The 18,985-nt window shown below is 76.9% G+C and carries 15 protein-coding genes and 1 riboswitch; of the genes, 3 read left to right on the top strand and 12 right to left on the bottom strand.

Annotated features, from left to right (window positions below; all coding sequences use genetic code 11):
- Positions 1 to 2: 2 nt before the first annotated feature.
- The 9 genes from ABGB16_RS18705 to ABGB16_RS18665 form a co-directional block, all read right to left on the bottom strand.
- Positions 3 to 1,154, bottom strand: a complete 1,152-nt coding sequence (locus ABGB16_RS18705; protein ID WP_347669364.1) for a cobalt-precorrin-5B (C(1))-methyltransferase — start codon at positions 1,152 to 1,154, stop codon at positions 3 to 5.
- A complete protein-coding gene (gene cobM, locus ABGB16_RS18700; protein ID WP_347669363.1) occupies positions 1,151 to 2,059 on the bottom strand; it encodes a precorrin-4 C(11)-methyltransferase in 909 nt (302 codons plus the stop codon). The genes ABGB16_RS18705 and cobM overlap by 4 nt, the downstream gene beginning before the upstream one ends.
- The gene (cobI, locus tag ABGB16_RS18695; protein ID WP_347669362.1) at positions 2,056 to 2,877 is read right to left on the bottom strand and encodes a precorrin-2 C(20)-methyltransferase; all 822 of its coding nucleotides are present in this window, start codon (positions 2,875 to 2,877) and stop codon (positions 2,056 to 2,058) included. Before cobI ends, cobM begins: the two co-directional genes overlap by 4 nt.
- The gene (locus ABGB16_RS18690; RefSeq protein WP_347669393.1) at positions 2,874 to 4,247 is read right to left on the bottom strand and encodes a cobyrinate a,c-diamide synthase; all 1,374 of its coding nucleotides are present in this window, start codon (positions 4,245 to 4,247) and stop codon (positions 2,874 to 2,876) included. The genes cobI and ABGB16_RS18690 overlap by 4 nt, the downstream gene beginning before the upstream one ends.
- A gap of 65 nt (positions 4,248 to 4,312) precedes the next feature.
- Positions 4,313 to 4,924 carry a cob(I)yrinic acid a,c-diamide adenosyltransferase gene (gene cobO / locus ABGB16_RS18685; protein WP_347669361.1) on the bottom strand — a complete coding sequence of 204 codons (612 nt, stop codon included), beginning with the start codon at positions 4,922 to 4,924 and terminating at the stop codon, positions 4,313 to 4,315.
- Between the two features lie 43 nt (positions 4,925 to 4,967).
- The gene (locus tag ABGB16_RS18680; protein WP_347669392.1) at positions 4,968 to 7,127 is read right to left on the bottom strand and encodes a VWA domain-containing protein; all 2,160 of its coding nucleotides are present in this window, start codon (positions 7,125 to 7,127) and stop codon (positions 4,968 to 4,970) included.
- Positions 7,128 to 7,156: 29 nt separating this feature from the next.
- On the bottom strand, positions 7,157 to 10,828 hold the full coding sequence (gene cobN, locus ABGB16_RS18675) for a cobaltochelatase subunit CobN (protein WP_347669360.1): 3,672 nt from the start codon (positions 10,826 to 10,828) through the stop codon (positions 7,157 to 7,159).
- Between the two features lie 357 nt (positions 10,829 to 11,185).
- Positions 11,186 to 11,315: riboswitch (cobalamin riboswitch) on the bottom strand.
- A 170-nt stretch (positions 11,316 to 11,485) separates the two neighbouring features.
- Complete coding sequence (locus ABGB16_RS18670; RefSeq protein ID WP_347669359.1) at positions 11,486 to 11,821, bottom strand: hypothetical protein; 336 nt, start codon at positions 11,819 to 11,821, stop codon at positions 11,486 to 11,488.
- A 119-nt stretch (positions 11,822 to 11,940) separates the two neighbouring features.
- Positions 11,941 to 13,176, bottom strand: coding sequence for an MFS transporter (locus tag ABGB16_RS18665; RefSeq protein ID WP_347669358.1), 1,236 nt, complete (start codon positions 13,174 to 13,176; stop codon positions 11,941 to 11,943).
- Between the two features lie 176 nt (positions 13,177 to 13,352).
- Here ABGB16_RS18665 and ABGB16_RS18660 point away from each other — a divergent pair, with 176 nt between their 5' ends.
- Positions 13,353 to 14,057, top strand: a complete 705-nt coding sequence (locus tag ABGB16_RS18660) for a phospholipase (protein WP_347669357.1) — start codon at positions 13,353 to 13,355, stop codon at positions 14,055 to 14,057.
- Positions 14,058 to 14,110: 53 nt separating this feature from the next.
- Here the strand turns inward: ABGB16_RS18660 and ABGB16_RS18655 are convergent, their stop codons facing one another.
- Positions 14,111 to 15,235: an FUSC family protein gene (locus ABGB16_RS18655; RefSeq protein ID WP_347669356.1), complete on the bottom strand. Its 1,125-nt coding sequence runs from the start codon at positions 15,233 to 15,235 to the stop codon at positions 14,111 to 14,113.
- A 119-nt stretch (positions 15,236 to 15,354) separates the two neighbouring features.
- On the opposite strand from ABGB16_RS18655, the gene ABGB16_RS18650 reads away from it, so the two are divergent.
- Positions 15,355 to 16,668: a TIGR04013 family B12-binding domain/radical SAM domain-containing protein gene (locus ABGB16_RS18650; protein WP_347669355.1), complete on the top strand. Its 1,314-nt coding sequence runs from the start codon at positions 15,355 to 15,357 to the stop codon at positions 16,666 to 16,668.
- 74 nt (positions 16,669 to 16,742) lie between these two features.
- On the opposite strand, the gene ABGB16_RS18645 is transcribed toward ABGB16_RS18650, so the two are convergent.
- Positions 16,743 to 17,075, bottom strand: coding sequence for a nuclear transport factor 2 family protein (locus ABGB16_RS18645; RefSeq protein ID WP_347669354.1), 333 nt, complete (start codon positions 17,073 to 17,075; stop codon positions 16,743 to 16,745).
- A gap of 142 nt (positions 17,076 to 17,217) precedes the next feature.
- Positions 17,218 to 18,096 (bottom strand): NUDIX domain-containing protein, encoded by an 879-nt coding sequence (locus tag ABGB16_RS18640; RefSeq protein ID WP_347669353.1) that lies wholly within the window; start codon positions 18,094 to 18,096, stop codon positions 17,218 to 17,220.
- Positions 18,097 to 18,220: 124 nt separating this feature from the next.
- Here ABGB16_RS18640 and ABGB16_RS18635 point away from each other — a divergent pair, with 124 nt between their 5' ends.
- On the top strand, positions 18,221 to 18,982 hold the full coding sequence (locus ABGB16_RS18635) for an HD domain-containing protein (RefSeq protein WP_347669352.1): 762 nt from the start codon (positions 18,221 to 18,223) through the stop codon (positions 18,980 to 18,982).
- The last annotated feature ends 3 nt before the right edge of the window (positions 18,983 to 18,985 follow it).

The raw sequence follows: 18,985 nt of genomic DNA, 5'->3' as shown, positions 1-18,985 counted from the left end.
GGTCACGCGGCCCACCGCCCCGAGGAGGCGACCAGCCGGTCCCCCGCGAAGTCGACCATCGCCACGTCGACGTCGACGGCGTGTTCGGCGAAGCGCAGCAGCACCTGGCGTACCCGGTGGCAGAGCAGGTCGCCGGCGGGGCGCAGCAGCCCGGCGGCCTCCCACAGCTCGTACGCGTGCCGGCCGGTGTTGGCCGCCGCCACCTCGGCCACCAGGGCCGGGTCGCCGCCGGCCTCGGCGGTGACCGCGCCGAGCAGGGACAGGTCCACCTTGGACCGGGTGTAGTGGGTCATCAGCACGCCGGCGGCGAGCTTGGCCAGCTTGCCGGCCATCCCGACGAAGACCACCCCGGTCATGCCGTCGCCGACGGCGGCGGTGACCGCCGCGCCGGTGAAGTCGCCGACCTCGACGAAGCAGACCTCCGGCAGCTCCGGCAGCAGCGCCCGGGCGGCCCGCTCGGTGCGCCCGCCGGTGCACAGCACCACGGTCCGCTCGCCCTGGGCGGCCATGACGTGCACCGCCTGCACCACGCTGGCCCGCCAGGACGCCGTCGAAAAGGGGCGGACGATCCCGGTGGTGCCGAGGATGGAGATGCCGCCGAGGATGCCGAGCCGCCGGTTGGTGGTCTTGCGGGCCATCACCTCGCCGCCGGGGACGCTGATCACCACCCGTACGCCGACCTCGGCGAGGTCGACGACCTCGGCGACGGCCTGGCCGATCATCCGGCGCGGGGTCTCGTTGATCGCCGGGCCGCCGACGGGCAGCCCGAGGCCGGGCTTGGTGACGGTGCCGACGCCCGGCCCGCCGGCGAGGTCGAGGCCGGGCTCGTCGCGCCACTCGACGGTGGCCGTCAGGTGCGCGCCGTGGGTGACGTCGGGGTCGTCCCCGGCGTCCTTGACCACCACGGCCTCGGCGCGCGCGGCGGGCGGCGGGGCCAGCTCGCAGCGGTCGACCGGGAAGCTCACCCGGCGGCCGGCGGGCAGGCCGATCTCGACCTCCCGCGGCGGCACGCCGGTGACCAGCGCGGTGACGGCGGCCTTGGCCGCCGCGGTGGCGCAGGCCCCGGTCGTCCAGCCGGTGCGCAGCGCGCGGGGCCGGACCTTCGCGGTACGCGGCAGGTCCGGCTCGCGCAGCGGCGGCTCGGCGTACGTCACCGGGCCGGCCCCGGCGCCCCGGCGTCGCTGACCGACGGGTCCGCGTCCCCGGCGGCCCGGTCGGCGTTCCCGCCCGGCCGGGCCGCGTCCGCGCGGCGGCGGCGCAGCTCGGCGCGGGCGGCAGGCTCGGCCCGGCGGAAGGTGTGGAAGTGCCCGGGGTGGTACAGGTGCGACCGGGTGCCGCTGGCGCCCAGCGCCGGCCCGACCAGGAACAGCGTGTGCTTCCACAGCTTGTGCTCCCGAACGGTGTCGGCCAGGGTGCCGACCGTGCAGCGCACCACCAGCTCGTCCGGCCAGGTCGCCTGGTACGCCACCACGGCCGGGGTGTCCGCCGGATAGCCGCCGGCCAGCAGCTCGGCCTGCACCTGCCCCGAGCGGGCGGCGGAGAGGAACAGCGCCATGGTGGTGCCGTGGCGGGCGAAGTCGCGGACCCGCTCCCCCGCCGGCATCGGCGTCTTGCCGCCCTCGAGGCGGGTGAGGATCACCGACTGGGCGACCTCGGGGATGGTCAGCTCCCGCTCGACGAGCGCCGCGACGGCGGTGAACGAGGAGACGCCCGGCACGACCTCGACGGCCAGCCCGAGGGCCCGGCACATGTCGAGCTGCTCCTGCACCGCGCCCCACAGCGCGGGGTCGCCGGAGTGGATCCGGGCCACGGTCAGCCCCTGCGCGGCGGCCCGCTCGTAGAGGGGGAGCACGCCCTCCATCGGCAGCTCGGACGAGTCGATGATCTCGGCGTCGGCGCGGGCGTGGGCGAGCACGTCGGCGTGCACCAGGCTGGCCGCCCAGACCACCACGTCCGCCTCGCCGATCACCCGCGCGGCGCGCAGCGTGAGCAGGTCGGCGGCGCCCGGCCCGGCCCCCACGAACCAGACCTTCCCCGTGGTCGCTTCTACGGTGGTCAAAGCTTTCCTCCCCTGGTCTCCCGGCGGGCCGGGACGAGCAGCGTCGACAGGTACGGCAGGTCGTCGTCGTCCGGCGCGGGCGGGCCGATCCGCTCGCCGGGCAGGCCGAGCGCCCGCCCGAGCACGGCGTCGTCGAGGCGGCCCTGCCGGCGCAGCTCCTCGACGAACTCCGGGTGCCGCCGCCAGCCCTTGTACGCCACGACGGTCCCCGGGCCGGCGAGGGCGTCGGCGAACAGCGCGAGCCCGGCGGTGGCCGGCAGCAGGGTCAGCGGCTCGCGTCCCTCGCAGAGCACGGTGCCGCTGCGGGCGGCGAGGTCCTGCATGGCGGTAATTCCCGGGACGGTGCCGACCTCGACGGCGGGCCGCAGCGCGCGCACGCTTTGGGCCAGGTAGCCGAAGGTGGAGTACACGTTGGGGTCGCCGATGGTGGCGAACGCGATCCGCGTCGCGCCCGCGTCGAGGGCGTCGACGACGGCGCGGGCGGCGGCGTCCCAGGCGGCCCGCCGGCGGGGCGTGGCGCCGCCCCGGTCGTCGAGCGCGAACGGCAGCCGCCGCACCTGCCCGTCGGCCACGTACGCCCGCACGGTCGCCTCGGCGCGCCCGACGCCGTCGACGGCCCGCGGGTCCGTTCCGGCGCCGACCCCCGCGGCGGGGCCGGGGCCGTCGGCCATGACCGGGACGAAGACCACGTCGGCCTCGCGCAGCACCCGGACCGCCTTCACGGTCAGCAGCTCCGGGTCGCCCGGCCCCACGCCCACCCCGGTGAGCGTCGGCCGGCCCGGTCCACCCGTCGGCGGCTCACCCGTCGGGGCGCTCACCGGCACGCCTCCACCAGGCGGCGGGCGGCCAGCGGCTGGCCGGCCCAGTGCACGTGCAGGTAGGAGGCGTGCACCCGGCCGTCGACGAAGCCGTGCTCCCGGTCGTCCCAGCGCCACGCGGGGGTGTCGCCGTGGCCGGGGTCGGTGACGGTGCGGTGGAACTCGTGTCCGCGTACCGGCTCGCCGGCCCGGGTCACCGGGGAGTCGGCGGCGGCCACGGCCTGCCGGTAGCCGAGGGTGAGCCGGCCGCTCATCCGGGCGGTCAGGTCCAGCCGCCCGCACATCGGCACGCCGTCGAGGGAGCGCCCCAGGTAGAGCAGGCCGGCGCACTCGGCGACCACCGGCCCGTCGAAGGCGCCCAGCTCGGCGCGCAGCGCCGCGTTGCCGGCGAGGGCCTCGGCGTGCGCTTCGGGGAAGCCGCCGCCGATCACCACGGCCCGGGTGCCGGCCGGCAGCGCCGGGTCGCGCAGCGGGTCGAACGGGGCCACGGTCGCGCCGGCCGCCGCGAGCAGTTCGGCCGTCTCGGCGTACGAGAAGGTGAAGGCGGCGCCGGCGGCGAGCGCGACGGTCGGGCCGGCGCCGGTGGCGGGGCCGGTGGCGGGGCCGCCGACGGCGGCGACCGGATCCCAGGCCGGCGCGGTCAGCGGCGGGGCGGTGCGGGCCAGGTCGAGCAGCGCGTCCAGGTCCACGGTGGCGGTGACCAGGTCGGCGAGGGCGGCCACGATCTCCTCGGACTCCGGGGCCCGCTCGGCGACGGGGACGAGCCCGAGGTGCCGCGACGGGGCGGCGACCTCCTCGGCCCGGCTGACGGCCCCGAGCACCGGCACGTCCACCTCGGCGAGCGCGTCGCGCAGCAGGGCCTCGTGCCGGGGTGAGCCGACCCGGTTGAGGATCACCCCGCCGATGCGCACGGCGGGGTCGAAGGCGCGCATGCCGAGCACCAGCGCGGCGGCCGAGCGCCCCTGGGCGGTGGTGTCGAGCACCAGCACGACGGGGGCGTCCACCAGCCGGGCGACGTGGGCGGTGGAGGCGTACGCGCCGCGGCCGACCGCGCCGTCGTGCAGGCCCATCACGCCCTCGACCACGGCGATGTCGGCGGGCGTGGGGACGGTGGCGCCGTGGCGCAGCAGCGGGGCGACCCGCTCCTCGCCCACCAGCCAGGGATCGAGGTTGCGGCCGGGCCGCCCGGCGGCGAGCGCGTGGTAGCCGGGGTCGATGTAGTCGGGGCCGACCTTGTGCGGGCTGACGGTCAGGCCGCGGCGGCGCAGCGCCCCGAGCAGGCCGGTGGCCACGGTGGTCTTGCCGTGCCCGCTGGCCGGGGCGGCAACCACCACCCGGGGCAGCGACCAGGGTTCACCGGTGCTCACCACCCCCGGCAGCGACCAGAGTTCACCGGTGCTCACCACCCCCGGCAGCGACGGTGGTTCGCTCACGCTCACCACTCGATGCCCTTCTGGCCCTTCTGGCCGGCGTCCATCGGGTGCTTGACCTTGGTCAGCTCGGCCACCAGGTCGGCGGCCTCGACCAGCCGGGGGTCGGCGTCCCGGCCGGTGATCACCACGTGCTGGAAGCCGGGGCGGCCGGCCAGGGTCCGCACCACCTCGTCGACGTCCACCCAGCCCCACTTCATCGGGTAGGTGAACTCGTCCAGCACGTACAGGCCGTACCGCTGCGCGGCCAGGTCGCGCTGGATCTGCCGCCAGCCCTCCAGCGCGTCGGCGGCGTGGTCGGCCTCGCCGCCGCGCTGGATCCAGGACCAGCCCTCGCCCATCTTGTGCCAGGCCACCGGGGCGCCCTGGCCGGTGCGCTCGTGCACCTCGCCGAGGGCGCGGAAGGCGTTCTCCTCGCCCACCCGCCACTTGGCGCTCTTGACGAACTGGAACACGCCGACCGGCAGCCCCGCCGTCCAGGCGCGCAGCGCCAGCCCGAACGCGGCCGTCGACTTCCCCTTCATCTGGCCGGTGTGGACGATCAGCAGCGGCCGGTTACGCCGCTGCCGGGTGCTCAGCCCGTCGGCGGGCACGTAGTTCGGCTTCCCCTGCGGCATCAGCGGCCCCTCCTCTTCTTCGCGATCTTGCAGTTTTGGCCCCTCATCTGACCGTTTCCACCCGTTTCGCCTGGGCAACAAGTGCAAGATCGCGGGGGGTGGTCAGGGAGGACAGGGGGTGGTACTGGGCCGCGAGGTGGGTGGCCAGGCGGCGGGCCAGGTTCAGGCGCACCGGGCCGGACTCGCAGTCGACGACGACGCAGGGGGCGCCGGTGGCGGCGAGCACGGCCGCCGCCCGGGCGGCCCGGTCGAGGGGGCGGTGCCCGGCGGTGGCCCGCCCGTCGGTGAGCACCAGCACCAGGGGTCGCCGCCGCGGGTCCCGCAGCCGCTCCAGGCGCAGCAGCTCGGCGGCGGCGAGCAGCCCCTCCGCGAGCGGCGTACGCCCGCCGGTGGGCAGCTCGGCCAGCCGGGCGGACGCGGCCAGCACCGACGAGGTGGCCGGCAGCAGGGTCTGCGCGTCCGTACCGCGGAAGGCGACCACGGCCACCTTGTCCCGCCGCTGGTAGGCGTCGGTGAGCAGGGCGAGCACCGCGCCCTTGACGGCGGACATCCGCTGCCGGGCGCCCATCGACCCGCTCGCGTCGACGACGAAGAGGACCAGGTTGCCCTCGCGGCCCTCGCGGACCGCCTCGCGCAGGTCGCCCGGGCGCAGCCGCAGCGGCCCCCCGTGCCGGCCCCGCGCGGCCTGGTGCGGGGCGGCGGCGCGGATGGTCGCGGGCAGGTGCAGCGCCCCGGCCCGGCCGGCGAGCGGCGTGCGCGCCCCCGTGGTCCGGCCCCGGCCCGTGCGGGCGCGGGAGCGCCGGCCGGGCACCCCGTCGCCCACCCCGGGCGCCGCGAGCAGCCGGGCCCGCAAACCCCGATCGGGTACGGCCACCGGCTGCCTCCCCGCCGCCGGGTCACCGGGCCGGCCGGTCCCGGCGGGGTCCGCTCCGGCGCCGCCGGTTCGGCCGTCCTGCCCGGGACCAGCGGTTCCGCCGTCCTGCCCGGGACCGGCGGAACCGGAGTCCTGCCCGGGACCGGCGGAACCGGCGTCCTGCCCGGCGCCGCCCGGTCCGCCGGAGTCCTGCCCGGCACTGCCGTCGGCTCCGGCGCCGCCACCAGCGGGACCCGTCGGGCCGCCGCCGTCGGGACCCGTCGGGCCGCCGCCGTCGGGACCGTCGGGCGGGCCGCCGCCGTCGGGGCCGCCGTCGTCCGGGCCGGACGGCGGGTCGGTGTCGGGGTCGTCCTCGCCGGCGCGGCGCAGCGCCTCGTCCAGGCGCTGCTCGTCGAGGCCAGGGGTGTCGAACGGGTCGCGGCGGCGCCGGTGCGGCAGGGCCAGCCGGGCGGCCACCCGGACGTCCTCGGCGGTCACCACCGTCCGGTCCTGCCAGGCGGCGTGCGCCATCGCGGTACGCGCGGTGACGATGTCGGCGCGCATGCCGTCCACGTCGAACGCGGCGCACACCTCGGCGATCTGGCGCAGCGCCGCGTCGGGCAGCAGCACCCGGTCCAGCCGGTCCCGGGCGGCGGCCACCCGCCGGGCGACCTCCGCGTCGGCGTCGGCCCAGCGGGCGGCGAACCCGGCCGGGTCGGCGTCGGCGGCGAGCCGGCGGCGGACCACCTCCACCCGGACCGCCGGGTCCCGGCTGGCGCCCACCTCGACGGTGAGGCCGAACCGGTCCAGCAGCTGCGGGCGCAGCTCCCCCTCCTCCGGGTTCATCGTGCCGACGAGCAGGAACCGGGACGCGTGGCTGACCGACACGCCCTCCCGCTCGACGTGGCTGCGGCCCATCGCGGCGGCGTCCAGGAGCAGGTCGACGAGGTGGTCGTGGAGCAGGTTGACCTCGTCGACGTAGAGCACGCCCCGGTGGGCGGCGGCGAGCAGGCCGGGCTCGAAGGCGCGTACCCCCTCGCCGAGGGCCTTCTCCAGGTCGAGCGAGCCGACCACCCGGTCCTCGGCGGCGCCGACCGGCAGCTCGACCAGCCGGGCCGGGCGGCGGTCGGCCACCGGCTCGTCCGGGTGCGGGCCGTCCGGGCAGCCGGGGTCGGGGGCGGCCGGGTCGCAGGCGAAGCGGCAGCCGACGACGTGGTCGACCGGGGGCAGCAGCGCGGCGAGGGCCCGCACGGCGGTGGACTTCGCGGTGCCCTTCTCGCCGCGCACGAGCACCCCGCCGATGGCCGGGGAGACGGCGTTGAGCAGCAGGGCGAGCCGCATGTCGTCCATGCCGAGGACGGCGGAGAACGGGAAGGCACTCACTGGGCCCGGTCCTCCAGGTCGCCTTCCGTGGCCAGGTACGTCTCGCGGAGCCGGTCGAGGGTCGCCGGGTCCGGCGCGGCCCACAGCCCCCGGTCGGCGGCCTCCAGCAGCCGCTCGGTGATGCCGCGCAGCGCCCACGGGTTCGACTGCTCCAGGAACTCCCGCGTCCCGGGGTCGAAGACGTACGCGGCGGCGAGGTGCTCGTACATCCAGTCGTCGACGACGCCGGCCGTGGCGTCGTAGCCGAACAGGTAGTCCACGGTGGCGGCCAGCTCGAACGCGCCCTTGTAGCCGTGCCGGCGCATCGCGGCGATCCACTTCGGGTTGACCACCCGGGCCCGGAACACCCGCCGGGTCTCCTCGCCGAGGGTGCGGGTGCGCACGTCGTGCGGCATCGCCGAGTCCCCCACGTACGCGGCCGGGGACGCCCCCGTGAGGTGGCGGACCATCGCCACCATCCCGCCGTGGTACTGGAAGTAGTCGTCGGAGTCGACGATGTCGTGCTCGCGGGTGTCCTGGTTCTTCACCGCGACGGCAATGCGGGCGAAGGAGCGTTCCATGTCGGCGCGGGCCTCCCGACCGTCCAGCCCCGGGCCGTACGCGTAGCCGCCCCAGACGGCGTACACCTCGGCGAGGTCGGCGTCGGTGCGCCAGTTGCGGGCGTCGATCAGCGGCAGCAGCCCCGCCCCGTACGCGCCGGGCTTGGAGCCGAAGATGCGGGCGGTGGCCCGCCGCTCGTCGCCGTGCTCGGCCACGTCGGCGGCGACGTGCGCGGCGACGAAGTTGTCCTCGGCGGCCTCGTCGAGGGCGGCGACCCGGCGCACGGCGTCGTCGATCAGCGCGACGACGTGCGGGAACGCGTCGCGGAAGAACCCGGAGATGCGCACGGTGACGTCGACGCGGGGACGGCCCAGCTCGGCCAGCGGCACCACCTCCACGCCGGTGACCCGGCGGGACCGGTCGTCCCAGGTGGGCCGGCAGCCCAGCAGGGCCAGCACCTCGGCGACGTCGTCGCCCTGGGTGCGCATGGCGCTGGTGCCCCAGACGGTGAGCCCCACCGAGCGGGGGTACTCGCCGGTGTCGGCGAGGTGCCGGGCCAGCAGCGAGTCCGCCAGGGCCACGCCGACGTCCCAGGCGTTGCGCGACGGGATCGCCTTCGGGTCGACGGAGTAGAAGTTGCGGCCGGTGGGCAGCACGTCGACCACGCCCCGGGTGGGCGAGCCGGACGGGCCGGGCGGCACGAACCGGCCGTCGAGGGCGCCGAGCACCCGGTCGACCTCGTCGGTGGTGGCGTCGAGGCGGGGCACCACCTCCCGGGCGGCGAAGCGCAGCACGTCGGCGGCGTCGGGGATCGCGCGGCCGGCGACCTCCGTGACGACCTCGTCGACCCGGTCGGCGTCCCAGTCGAGGGTCTCCATGCCGACGACGAGGCGGCGGGCCAGCCCCTCGATCAGGTCGACGGCGTCGGCGGCCGTGGCGGCGGGCCCGTCCACGGCCTCGGTCAGCGCCGCGGGCACGGCGATCCGCTCGCCGGGCGCGGCGAGCAGCGCCTGCTCGTCGAGACCGTACGCGGCGGCGAGGGCCTGGCGCAGGCCGGGCAGCGCCCGCGCCCCGCGCCACACCTGGGGGGCGCGCAGCACGGCGAGGACCAGGTTGACCCGGGCCTCGCCGGCGGGCGCGCCGCCGAGGACGTGCAGCCCGTCGCGGATCTGCACGTCCTTGACCTCGCACAGGTACCCGTCGAGGTGCAGCACGAAGTCGTCGAAGTCGTCGGCGGCCGGCATGTCCTCGGTGTGCAGGTCGTGGTGCAGCTCGGCGGCGCGCACGAGGTCCCAGATCTGCGCCCGGACGACCGGCACCTTGGCCGGGTCGAGCGCCTGCACCGTGGCGTACTCGTCGAGGAGCTGTTCGAGCTTGGCCAGGTCGCCGTACGTGTCGGCGCGGGCCATCGGCGGGACGAGGTGGTCGACGACGACGGCGTGGGCGCGGCGCTTCGCCTGGGTGCCCTCGCCGGGGTCGTTGACGATGAACGGGTACACCAGCGGCAGGTCCCCGAGGACGGCGTCGGGGGCGCAGTCGGCGGCCAGCCCGAGCCCCTTGCCGGGCAGCCACTCCAGGGTGCCGTGCTTGCCCAGGTGCACCACGGCGTCCGCGCCGAACCCGCCCTCTTCCACGGGCGCGGCCAGCCACCGGTACGCGGCCAGGTAGTGGTGGCTCGGCGGCAGGTCGGGGTCGTGGTAGATGGCGATCGGGTTCTCGCCGAAGCCGCGCGGCGGCTGGATCATCAGCACCACGTTGCCGAAGCGCAGCCCGGCGAGGACGACGTCGCCGCCGTCGACGTACAGCTCGCCCGGCGGCTCGCCCCAGTGCGCGAGCACCGCCTCCCGCAGCCCGGTGGGGAGCCGGTCGAACCACCTCCGGTACGTCTCCCCCGGCACCCGGGCCTCGGCGCCGGCGAGCTGCTCCGGGGTGAGCCACTCGATGTCGTGCCCGCCGGCGGCGATCAGGGCGTGGATGAGTGCGTCCCCGTCGCCGGGCGGCGGCTGCTCCCCCAGGTCGTAGCCCGCGTCGGCGAGCGCGGCGAACAGGCGCACCGCCGAGGCGGGGGTGTCCAGGCCGACGGCGTTGCCGACCCGGGAGTGCTTCGTCGGGTACGAGCTGAGCACCACCGCGAGGCGCTTGTCGGCGTTCGGGACGTGCCGCAGCCGGGCCTGGCGCACGGCGATGCCGGCGACGCGGGCGGCCCGCTCCGGGTCGGGCTCGTAGACCGACAGCCCGTCGGCGTCGATGCGCTTGAACGAGAACGGCACGGTGACGATCCGGCCGTCGAACTCGGGGATGGCGACCTGCATCGCGGCGTCCAACGGGGACAGGCCGGCGTCGCTGGCCGCCCACTGGTCGCGGGTGCTGGTCAGGCAGAGCGCCTGGAGCACCGGGACGTCGAGGGCGGCGAGCGCGCCGACGTCCCACGCGTCGGGGTCGCCGCCGTTGGAGGCGTCCGCGGGGACCGTCCCGCCGGCGGCGAGGACGGTGACGACGAGCGCGTCGCAGCGGGCGAACAGTTCGAGGGGCCCGTCGCCCGGGGCGAGGCCGCGCAGCGAGCCACAGTAGACGGGCAGCGGGTTGCCGCCGGCCGCGTCGACCGCGTCGGCGAGGGCGTCGACGAACGCGGTGTTCCCCGCGAGGGTGTGCGCCCGGTAGAAGACGATCCCGACGGTGGGGCGGCCGGGCGCCGGCTCGCGGTCGCCGTGGACGCCGTACGCGGGGGTGGGCGCGGGCGGGGCGAACCCCTCGCCGGTGAGCAGCACCGTGTCGGAGAGGAACCGCGCGAGCTGGGCCAGGTTGTCCGGCCCGCCCTCGACCAGGTACGTCAGCGCCTGGGTGGCCACCCCGGAGGGCACGGTGGACACCGCCATCAGCTCCGCGTCCGGCACCGCCTCGCCGCCGAGAACCACGGTCGGCACGCCGGAGGCGAGCACCGCGGCCAGGCCGTCCGGCCACGCCTGCCGGCCGCCGAGCAGCCGTACGACGGCGAGGTCGACGCCGTCGAGCAGCGCGGACACGGCGTCGGCCGCGACCCGGGCCGGGTTGGCCAGGCGGTAGTCGGCGCCGCTGGCGCGGGCGGCGAGCAGGTCGGTGTCGGCGGTGGACAGCAGCAGGATGCGCACGAACGGCTCCGGAGAGTGACGCCCCCGGCGGCGAGCGGCCGTCGGCGGGCAGGGGATGGGCGCGGCTTCAGCGGGTACGGCGGACCGGGTGCCGGGTCAGCGGGGGCCGACCGGCCGGGCGGGCGAGGACCCGGCGGGGCGGGGGCGCGGACGTCGGCGGTCCCGAGGCACGGACCTCGGCGTGCGGGATACGGACGTCAGCGGCGGACGACGGGCCGGGCGCGGCCGGGCGGCGGCGCGGGTCGGCGGCCGGCCGCGGGCATGCTGCCACGCGCTGACCGGCGCAGACGGTGGTCGTCGGCGTGCGTCATCGGGTCCTCCTCGGGTGTCCACGCCCTGGGGTCGTCCCGACGGCCGAAGTGTCCTGGCTCCCGGATCGACGCTCACCCCCGGCCTTCCAACCGCAGACACACGGCCGTGACTCACGAGGGGGGATCGCTCCCCGGTGACAGTGGCGGGACCGCGCCGGAATCGCACCGGCTTCCTTCACTGCCGTCAGGCCGCGAATGCTGCCACACCCGCGCGCCGCCGGTCAACGGCGCGTCCCACGGCCGGCCCGCGCGGCGACCCCGTCCGGCCGGTCGGGGACGCGCCCCCACCTGCCCCAAGGGACGCCTTCGGAGCCGAGTCGCCCGCGAGGTCCCGGGGCCCGCCGGCTCAGCGCAGGCGGCGCTCGGGGTGGGCACGGTTCCAGGCCCGCATCCGCTCCGGGTACCCGGTGCGCGCCGCCTCGTACAACGGGACGGCGTACCGCTGGGCGATCCGCGCCGCCGCCCGGGGCGAGCCCGTCCGGCGGCGGATCCACTCGCCGTCGTAGGCGATCGCCATCACCGTGGTGTCGGTCGCCGTGGTCTCGGGCTCCAGATAGAACTCCACGCCCCGGCGGGTCCGCACGAACGCCTCCAGGGCGGCGAGGTCGTCGGCGTTCGCCTCGCGGTCGAGCTTCGTCGGCGTCCCGTCGGCGGCGCGCCGACGCCGGCTGAACCAGCCCATGTCCGACCCCTTTCCTGGGCGTCTCCCCCAGTGCAGCACCGCCGGCTGGCAACCGGCTGCGAGCCGGATGAGAAGACGCTGACCGTGGGCCCGGGCGGCCGCCGTCCGGCGGCGAGCGTTCAGCGCTTCAGCGGGCGGGTGGCCGGCACCAGGGCGAGGGTGGGCAGCAGCACCAGCGGCACCACGAGCAGGGCCCGCAGGGTGCCCACGTGGTCCCCGAGGAAGCCGAGCAGGGGCGGCCCGCCGAGGAACGCGGTGTAGCCGAGCACCGCGACGACGCTGACCCGGGCGGGCGCCCGCTCCTCGTCGTCGGCGGCGGCGCTCAGGCCCACCGGGAAGCCGAGCGACGCGCCGATGCCCCACAGGGCCACGCCGACGATCGCCACGAGCCCGGACCCGGCGAGCACCGCGAGGGCCGCGCCGGCCCCGGCGACCGAGATGGTGGCGAGCAGCACCGGCACCCGCCCCCACCGGTCCAGCGCCACCGTGCCGGCGGTGCGGCCGAGGGTCATGCCCGCCACGAACACCCCGTACACGGCCGCGCCGGCCGCCTCGCTCAGGTCGTACCCCTCGACGAAGGCCACCGCGACCCAGTCGTTGGCGGTGCCCTCGGTGAACGCCGCCACCAGCACCAGCAGGCCGATGAGCAGGGTGCGCGGCTCCCGCCAGGCCGCCAGCTGGGCGCGGCGCCGGGCGGCGGCGTCCGCTCCCGGCTTCGCGTCGTCCGTCGACGGGGCCGGCGCGGCGGCCAGGAACGCGCGGACCGCGAGCAGCGTCCCGACCAGCACCACCGCCGCGAGCACCGCCAGGTGCGCGGCGAGCGGGAACCCGAGCCGGGCGGCCCCCGCGCCGAGGCCGGCGCCGGCCACCGAGCCGAGGCTCCAGGCCGCGTGGAACCGGGGCATGATCGTCCGGCCGAGCCGCCGCTCGACCCCCGTCGCCTCGATGTTCATCGCCACGTCGCAGGTGCCGGAGCCGTAGCCGAGGGCGAACAGGCCGACCGCGACCCCGGGCAGCCAGCCGGCGAGACCGGCGGACAGCCCGATGACGGCCAGCGCCAGCGTGAGCAGCGCCGTGCTGTACGCCACCGTGCGGGCCGCCCCGAACCGCTGGGTGATCAGGCCGGACGTCGGCATCGCCACCAGCGCCCCGACGGACGCCGCCAGCAACAGCAGGCCGAGCCGCCCCGCGCTGAGCTCCAGCGCCTCCTTGACCGCCGGCACCCGGGAGAACCAGGCGGCGGAGGCGAGGCCGTTGAGGGCGAACACGACGGCCACGGCGTTGCGCGCCGCCAGCACCGGCCGGGCGACAGCTGGGGCCGCCACCGGATCGGTGACGTCGGTGGAACTGTTCACGCGGTTCCTTCTTCCTCTCCCCGTCCTTCGCCGCCCGCCCGCGGCCCCGCCGACGATCGCACACCTGAGAGCGCCACCACCAGACCGCCCCGAACGGCGGCCTGGCGGTTATCGGCCTCTCCTGCGGGTAACCGACGTCGACCGGCGACGCGCGACCTGGAGAGCGGGGAGAGCCAGTGACCGAGCCCGCCCCGGCGCACCGGGAACCGGCGCAGGACCACCGGCACGGGCGGCTGACGGCCCGCCCGGGCCCGCCGGTCACCCGTGCCCGGCGCGGCCTGGTGACCGTGCCGGGCCCCGGCGGCGAGCCCGCGGCCCTGCTGTACGCCCCGGCCGAGCGCGCCGACGACCGGCCGTACCGGCTGGTGCTGCTGCTGCACGGGGCGGGCGGGTCGGCGCGGCAGGGGCTGGACCTGCTGCTGCCGCTGGCCGACGCGCACCACCTGCTGCTGGTCGCGCCGAAGGCGACCGCGTCGACGTGGGACGTGATCGCCGAGGGGTTCGGCACCGACGTACGCCGGATCGACGCGCTGCTCGCCGACGCGTTCAGCAACTACCGCGTCGCCCGGGTGGCGTTCGGCGGCTTCTCCGACGGCGCCTCGTACGCCCTCTCGCTGGGCCTGACCAACGGCGACCTGGCCGACGCGGTGCTGGCCTTCTCCCCCGGTTTCGCCGCGCCCCTGGTCAGCCACGGTCGGCCCCGGCTGTTCCTCTCCCACGGCACCGACGACCCGGTGCTGCCGGTGGACGTGTGCAGCCGCCGGCTGGTGCCCCGGCTGCGCGGCCTCGGCCACGACGTGACGTACGCCGAGTTCGACGGCGGGCACGAGGTGCCCGAGCCGATCCGGCGTCAGGCGCTCGACTGGCTCGCCGCCGGCTGAGCCCTCCGTGCCCAGGTTCCCGTTCGGGCCGCTGTCTCCGGAACTCGACCGGCTCAGACGGCGGGCAGGCCGAGCGCCTCGTCGACCCGGCCGAGGACGGCCGCGTCGTCGCCGGGCGCGAGCCCGCGCAGCAGGTCGATGGCGGTGGCCCGGAGCTGCCCGACGATCATCGCCACCGGGAGCGTCTGACCGGAGGTGAACAGCCGGCCGGCGAGCCGGACCGCCTCCAGCGCGGCGTCCTCGGCGCGGGCGGCGTGCTCGTCGGCGGCGGCGTCCCGGCCGTCGAGGTCGGCGGCGAACGCCTCACCGGCGGCGTGCACCGCGGCGGCCAGCGACCGGACCGCCGCGCCCAGCTCCGCCGGGGCCGGGCTGGGCAGCCGGGTCAGGGTCACCCCGGCCCGGGCGAGCACCCGCACGTTGCGCACCGCGTAGTCGATCTGGCCGATCGACGGGTCCACCGAGCGCAGCCGGCCCAGGTCCCGGCGGCGGCGTACGTGCAGGGTCAGCGCCTCGCCGGCGGCGAGCACGCCGCCGCGCAGCCGCTCGACGGCGGCGTCCATGCCCCGGGCCCGGTGGAGGGCGGCCAGGGCGGCCGTCTCGTCGCGGGCGTCGAGCGCGTCGGCGACCTCGCACAGCAGCCCCGCCAGGTCCTCGAAGGTCTGCCGGAACTCGGCGACGAGCGGGGCGAGGGGACGCCGGGCGTCGAGGAGCTGGCTGGCGACGAGGGCGACCCCGCCGCCGACCAGCGCGTCGACGAACCGGAACGGGACCAGCGACTCCGTGGGCGGGGCGACCACCACCAGGTACAGGGCGGAGACGGCGGCCTGCACCACGGACACGCCGCTCGCGCCGACGGCCACCGCCAGCGCGACGGTGAGCAGGATGACCGTGAAGACCGTCCAGCTGGTGTGCGGTCCGAGGGCCTGCACCACCACGTCGGCGACGAGCACGCCGGCGGCGACGCCGAGCACCACCTCCACCGCCCGCCGCGTCCGCTGGCCCCGGGCCTGACCGAGGACGATCAGCGCGGCGGCCGGGGCGAAGAACGGCTGCGGGTGCCCGAGCAGCCGGGTGGCCAGCACCCAGGCGACCGTGGCGGCCAGGGTCGCCTCCACCACCGGGCGCCAGCCCCGCCGTACCCGGCCGGCGGCCTCCCGGAACCAGCTCCACCGCGGCATCGCCGCCTCCTCCCCTGGTCGCGCCGCCACCCATGGTGCCCGTCGGCGCGCCGGGCGGCCCGGCCGGGGCCCGATCGGCCCCCGCCGGTGGCCGGCGGGCCGGCTGGCACGATGTGACCATGACGACGGTGGACCTGGTGCTGGTGCTGCGGTACCGCAAGGCGGTGACGTACGGCCTGCACGTGCTGCTCGGGGCGCTGGAGCAGCACCAGACCGCGACGCGGTACGAGGTGCGCTTCGGCGAGACCCCGGAGGCGACCGCGGCGCACGTCCGGGCGGCGGCGGGCTCGGCGACGCGAGTGCTGGTGCTGTGGTCGTTCTACTCGCCGGACGCCGAGGCGATGGCGGGCGAGCTGGCCCAGGTCCGCGCCCTGGTCGACGCGCCGAACGTGACGCACGTCGCCGGCGGCGTGCACGCGACCGCCGAGCCGGTGCAGACCCTGGACGCCGGCTGGGACGTCGCCGCGGTCGGGGAGGGCGAGACCACCCTGCTGCGCCTGGTGGACGCCGTCGGCGACCCGACCGGCGTCCCCGGCCTCGCCTACCGCGACGACACCGGGGCGGTCGTGCGGACCGGGCGCCCGCAGCGGCGACCGCTCGACGAGTTCCGTGGCTTCTCGCTGAGGTGGGACCGGTTCAACGCCCTCGAGATCACCCGCGGCTGCGTCTTCTCCTGCCGCTTCTGCCAGACGCCGTTCATGTTCTCGGCGAAGTTCCGGCACCGCAGCGTCGAGAACGTCCGCTGGCACGTCGACGCCATGCGCCGGCGCGGACTGCGGGACGTCCGGTTCATCACCCCCACCGCGCTGTCGTACGGCAGCCAGGACGACGAGCCGAACCTGGACGCGGTGGAGGAACTCCTCGCGTCGTGCCGGGAGGGGATCGGCCCCGACGGGCGGGTGTTCTTCGGCTCGTTCCCCAGCGAGATCCGGCCCGAGCACGTCTCGCGGGAGGCGCTGCGGGTGGTGAAGAAGTACTGCGCCAACAACAACATCATCGTGGGCGCCCAGTCCGGCTCCGACCGCATCCTCGACGCGGCGAAGCGGGGACACGGCGTCGACGAGGTGGAACGCGCCGTCCGCCTCGGCGTCGAGGAGGGCTTCCGGATCAACGTCGACATGATCTTCGGGATGCCGGGCGAGGACCGGGCCGACGTCGACGCGTCGCTGCGGCTCGCCCGCGAGCTCGCCGACCTCGGCGCCCGCATCCACGCGCACACCTTCATGCCGCTGCCGGGCACCCCGTGGCGGGACGCGCCCCCCGGCGACGTGGCGCCGGAGACGATCAGCGAGGTCGACCGCCTCTCCCAGCGCGGCGCCCTCTACGGCCACTGGCAGCGGCAACGCGACCACGCCGCCCGGCTGGCCGCCGCGGCCGAGGCGTACCCGCGTCCCGGCCGAAGCCGGACGATCCTGCCCCTGGCCGAGCGCTGACCCGTCGCCCCGACGCGCCGGACGCCGAGGGCGAGCCGCGGGCCGGGGTGGCGGCGAAGATCCGGGCGTCGCGGCTACGGCCGGATGTCCAGGGCGCCGATCAGGCCGTCGCGCAGCGTGAAGCGGTGGCGCAGGCGGACCGGGCTGCCAGGAAAGGTGCCCGAGACCATCGCGGTGACCAGCAGGTTGCCGCCCGCCTCCTCCTCGATCGCCTCCGGCACGGCCTTGTGGTCGAACTCGGCCACCTGCCGTTCGCGCCAGGCCCGGATCGCCGCCGAGCCCTCGTGGATCCGGTCCTCGTCGGCCACGATCGCGTCGTCGGTGAAAAGGGCGACGAAGGCGTCCGTGTCGGTTTTGCCGCTCAGCTCGAAGTAGCGGACGATCACGCTGGGAACCGTGACGGTCATCGTGCCTCTCCTCGCGGTCGGGGTCCGTCCGTCGGGGCTGACTACCACGTACGCGCCCCGATAGACGTCGTACCCGCACCCCGGAGGGACGGGATTCGCGCCCGGCGCCGCCGCGCCGGCCGGGCGCGCCCGACCGCCCCGGTCAGCCGGCCGTGCGGGCGCGTCCGGCCGCGAGCGCCTCGGCGTACTCCGGGGAGGTGAGGAAGCGGGCCAGCACGTCGGGGGTGCCCGGGGTGTACGGCCGGCCGTCGAACAGCTCGTCGGCGGGGACGAAGACGATCGCGGCGCCCTCGCCGAGCACCACGTCCTCCTGCCGGGCCTCGGTTCGGCCCCAGTAGTAGTGCTTGACCCGGTCGATCTGCGGCAGTTCCTGGACGGCGAAGGGCCGCAGGCTCGCCTCGGGGGCGAGCCCCGTCTCCTCCCGCAGCTCGCGCACGGCGGTCTCGGCGATGGTCTCCCCCGGCTCCCAGTGCCCGCCGGGCAGCCCCCAGACGTTCGGGTGGTGGGGCGTGTGGGCGTCGCGGATCCGGCGAGGTAGCCGAGCACCGCCACGGCGACCGCCCAGACCGCGCCGCCGGCGACGTTGGCCACCGTGAAGGTGCGCCAGTGCAGCCCACTCAGCCCGGCGATCCCCGGTACGAGCGCGCGCAGCGCCGCCACCCACCGGCCGACCACCACCGCGACGGCGCCCCGGCGGCGTACCAGGTCCAGCGCCCACCCACCGCAGTTCCGCGGAGCGGACGAGCCGGCGGGGCATGCGGGCCAGCAGCCGGCGGCCGTAGCGGCGGCCCACCAGGTAGCCGGTCTGGTCGCCCGCCACGGCACCGGCGAAGGCCGCGACCACCACCGCCCACAGCGGCAGCCGTCCCTCGTGCGCGAGGGCCCCGCCCACCAGCACGACCGTCTCGCCGGGCACGACCAGCCCGAGGAAGGTGGACGCCTCCAGCGTCGGCAGCAGGAGGACCAGCGCCAGGACCAGGGCCGGCGACAGCCCCAGCAGCGCCTCCACCACCCGGTCCATCTGGTGATTCTGCCCCCGCGCACCGCCGCCCGGCCGGGATGCCGGAATTCCGTGATCCGCAAGGGTCACGTCGCGAGGCCGACGGCGCGCCCCGCCGACGGTGAAGATCAGCTATAAGTGGTCCATGAGCTTCCCGCCGTACCTTGCCTCGATGCCGATGCACGCGATCACCGAGATCCACGGCGAGGCCGGCCTGCTGGCGCGGTTCCGGCTGGAGATCCGCGCGTTCGACGACGACGCGCGGTCCCGGCTCACCGCCGCCCTCGACCTGGCCGCCGAGCTGCACCGCGACGACCGGCGGGTGCGCGAGCCGTACCTGAACCACCTGCTGCGGGTGGCGATCCGGATGATGCACCACTACCAGGTGCGCGACGTGGACGTGATCGTCGCGGGGCTGCTGCACGACGCCGTCGAGGACCACCCGGCGGAGCTGGCGGGGGGCGGCGAGGCCACGGTGGCGGGCGCGCGCGACGCCTCGGCGGGCGCCGACGTGACGGCGGCGGCGCTGGCCACGCTCGCCGCGCGGTTCGGCCCGCGGGTGGCGCGCCTGGTCGCCGCGGTCACCAACCCGGCGTACGACCCGGGCCGCGACCGATACGTCCAGTACCGGGAGCACGTGGCGGCGAGCCTCGACCGGGAGCCGTGGGCGCGGGTCATCAAGGTCTCCGACTTCACGGACAACGGGGTCGGGGTGATCCACACCGTCGGCCCGAAGGTCTTCAAGTCGGCGACCAAGTACCGGCCGCTCGTGCCGGTCCTGCGGGAGCTGGTCGCCCGGCCGGACACCCCGCTCTCGCCGGCGGTCAAGGAGCACATCTTCAGCCAGCTCGACCTCGCCGAGGAACGCTTCAGCGCCATCCTCGACCAGCCGGTCAGCGCCCCCTGACGG

The sequence above is a fragment of the Micromonospora sp. B11E3 genome, from assembly GCF_039871625.1.
GTDB lineage: Bacteria > Actinomycetota > Actinomycetes > Mycobacteriales > Micromonosporaceae > Micromonospora.
This window is presented reverse-complemented; position numbering and strand designations above follow the sequence as displayed.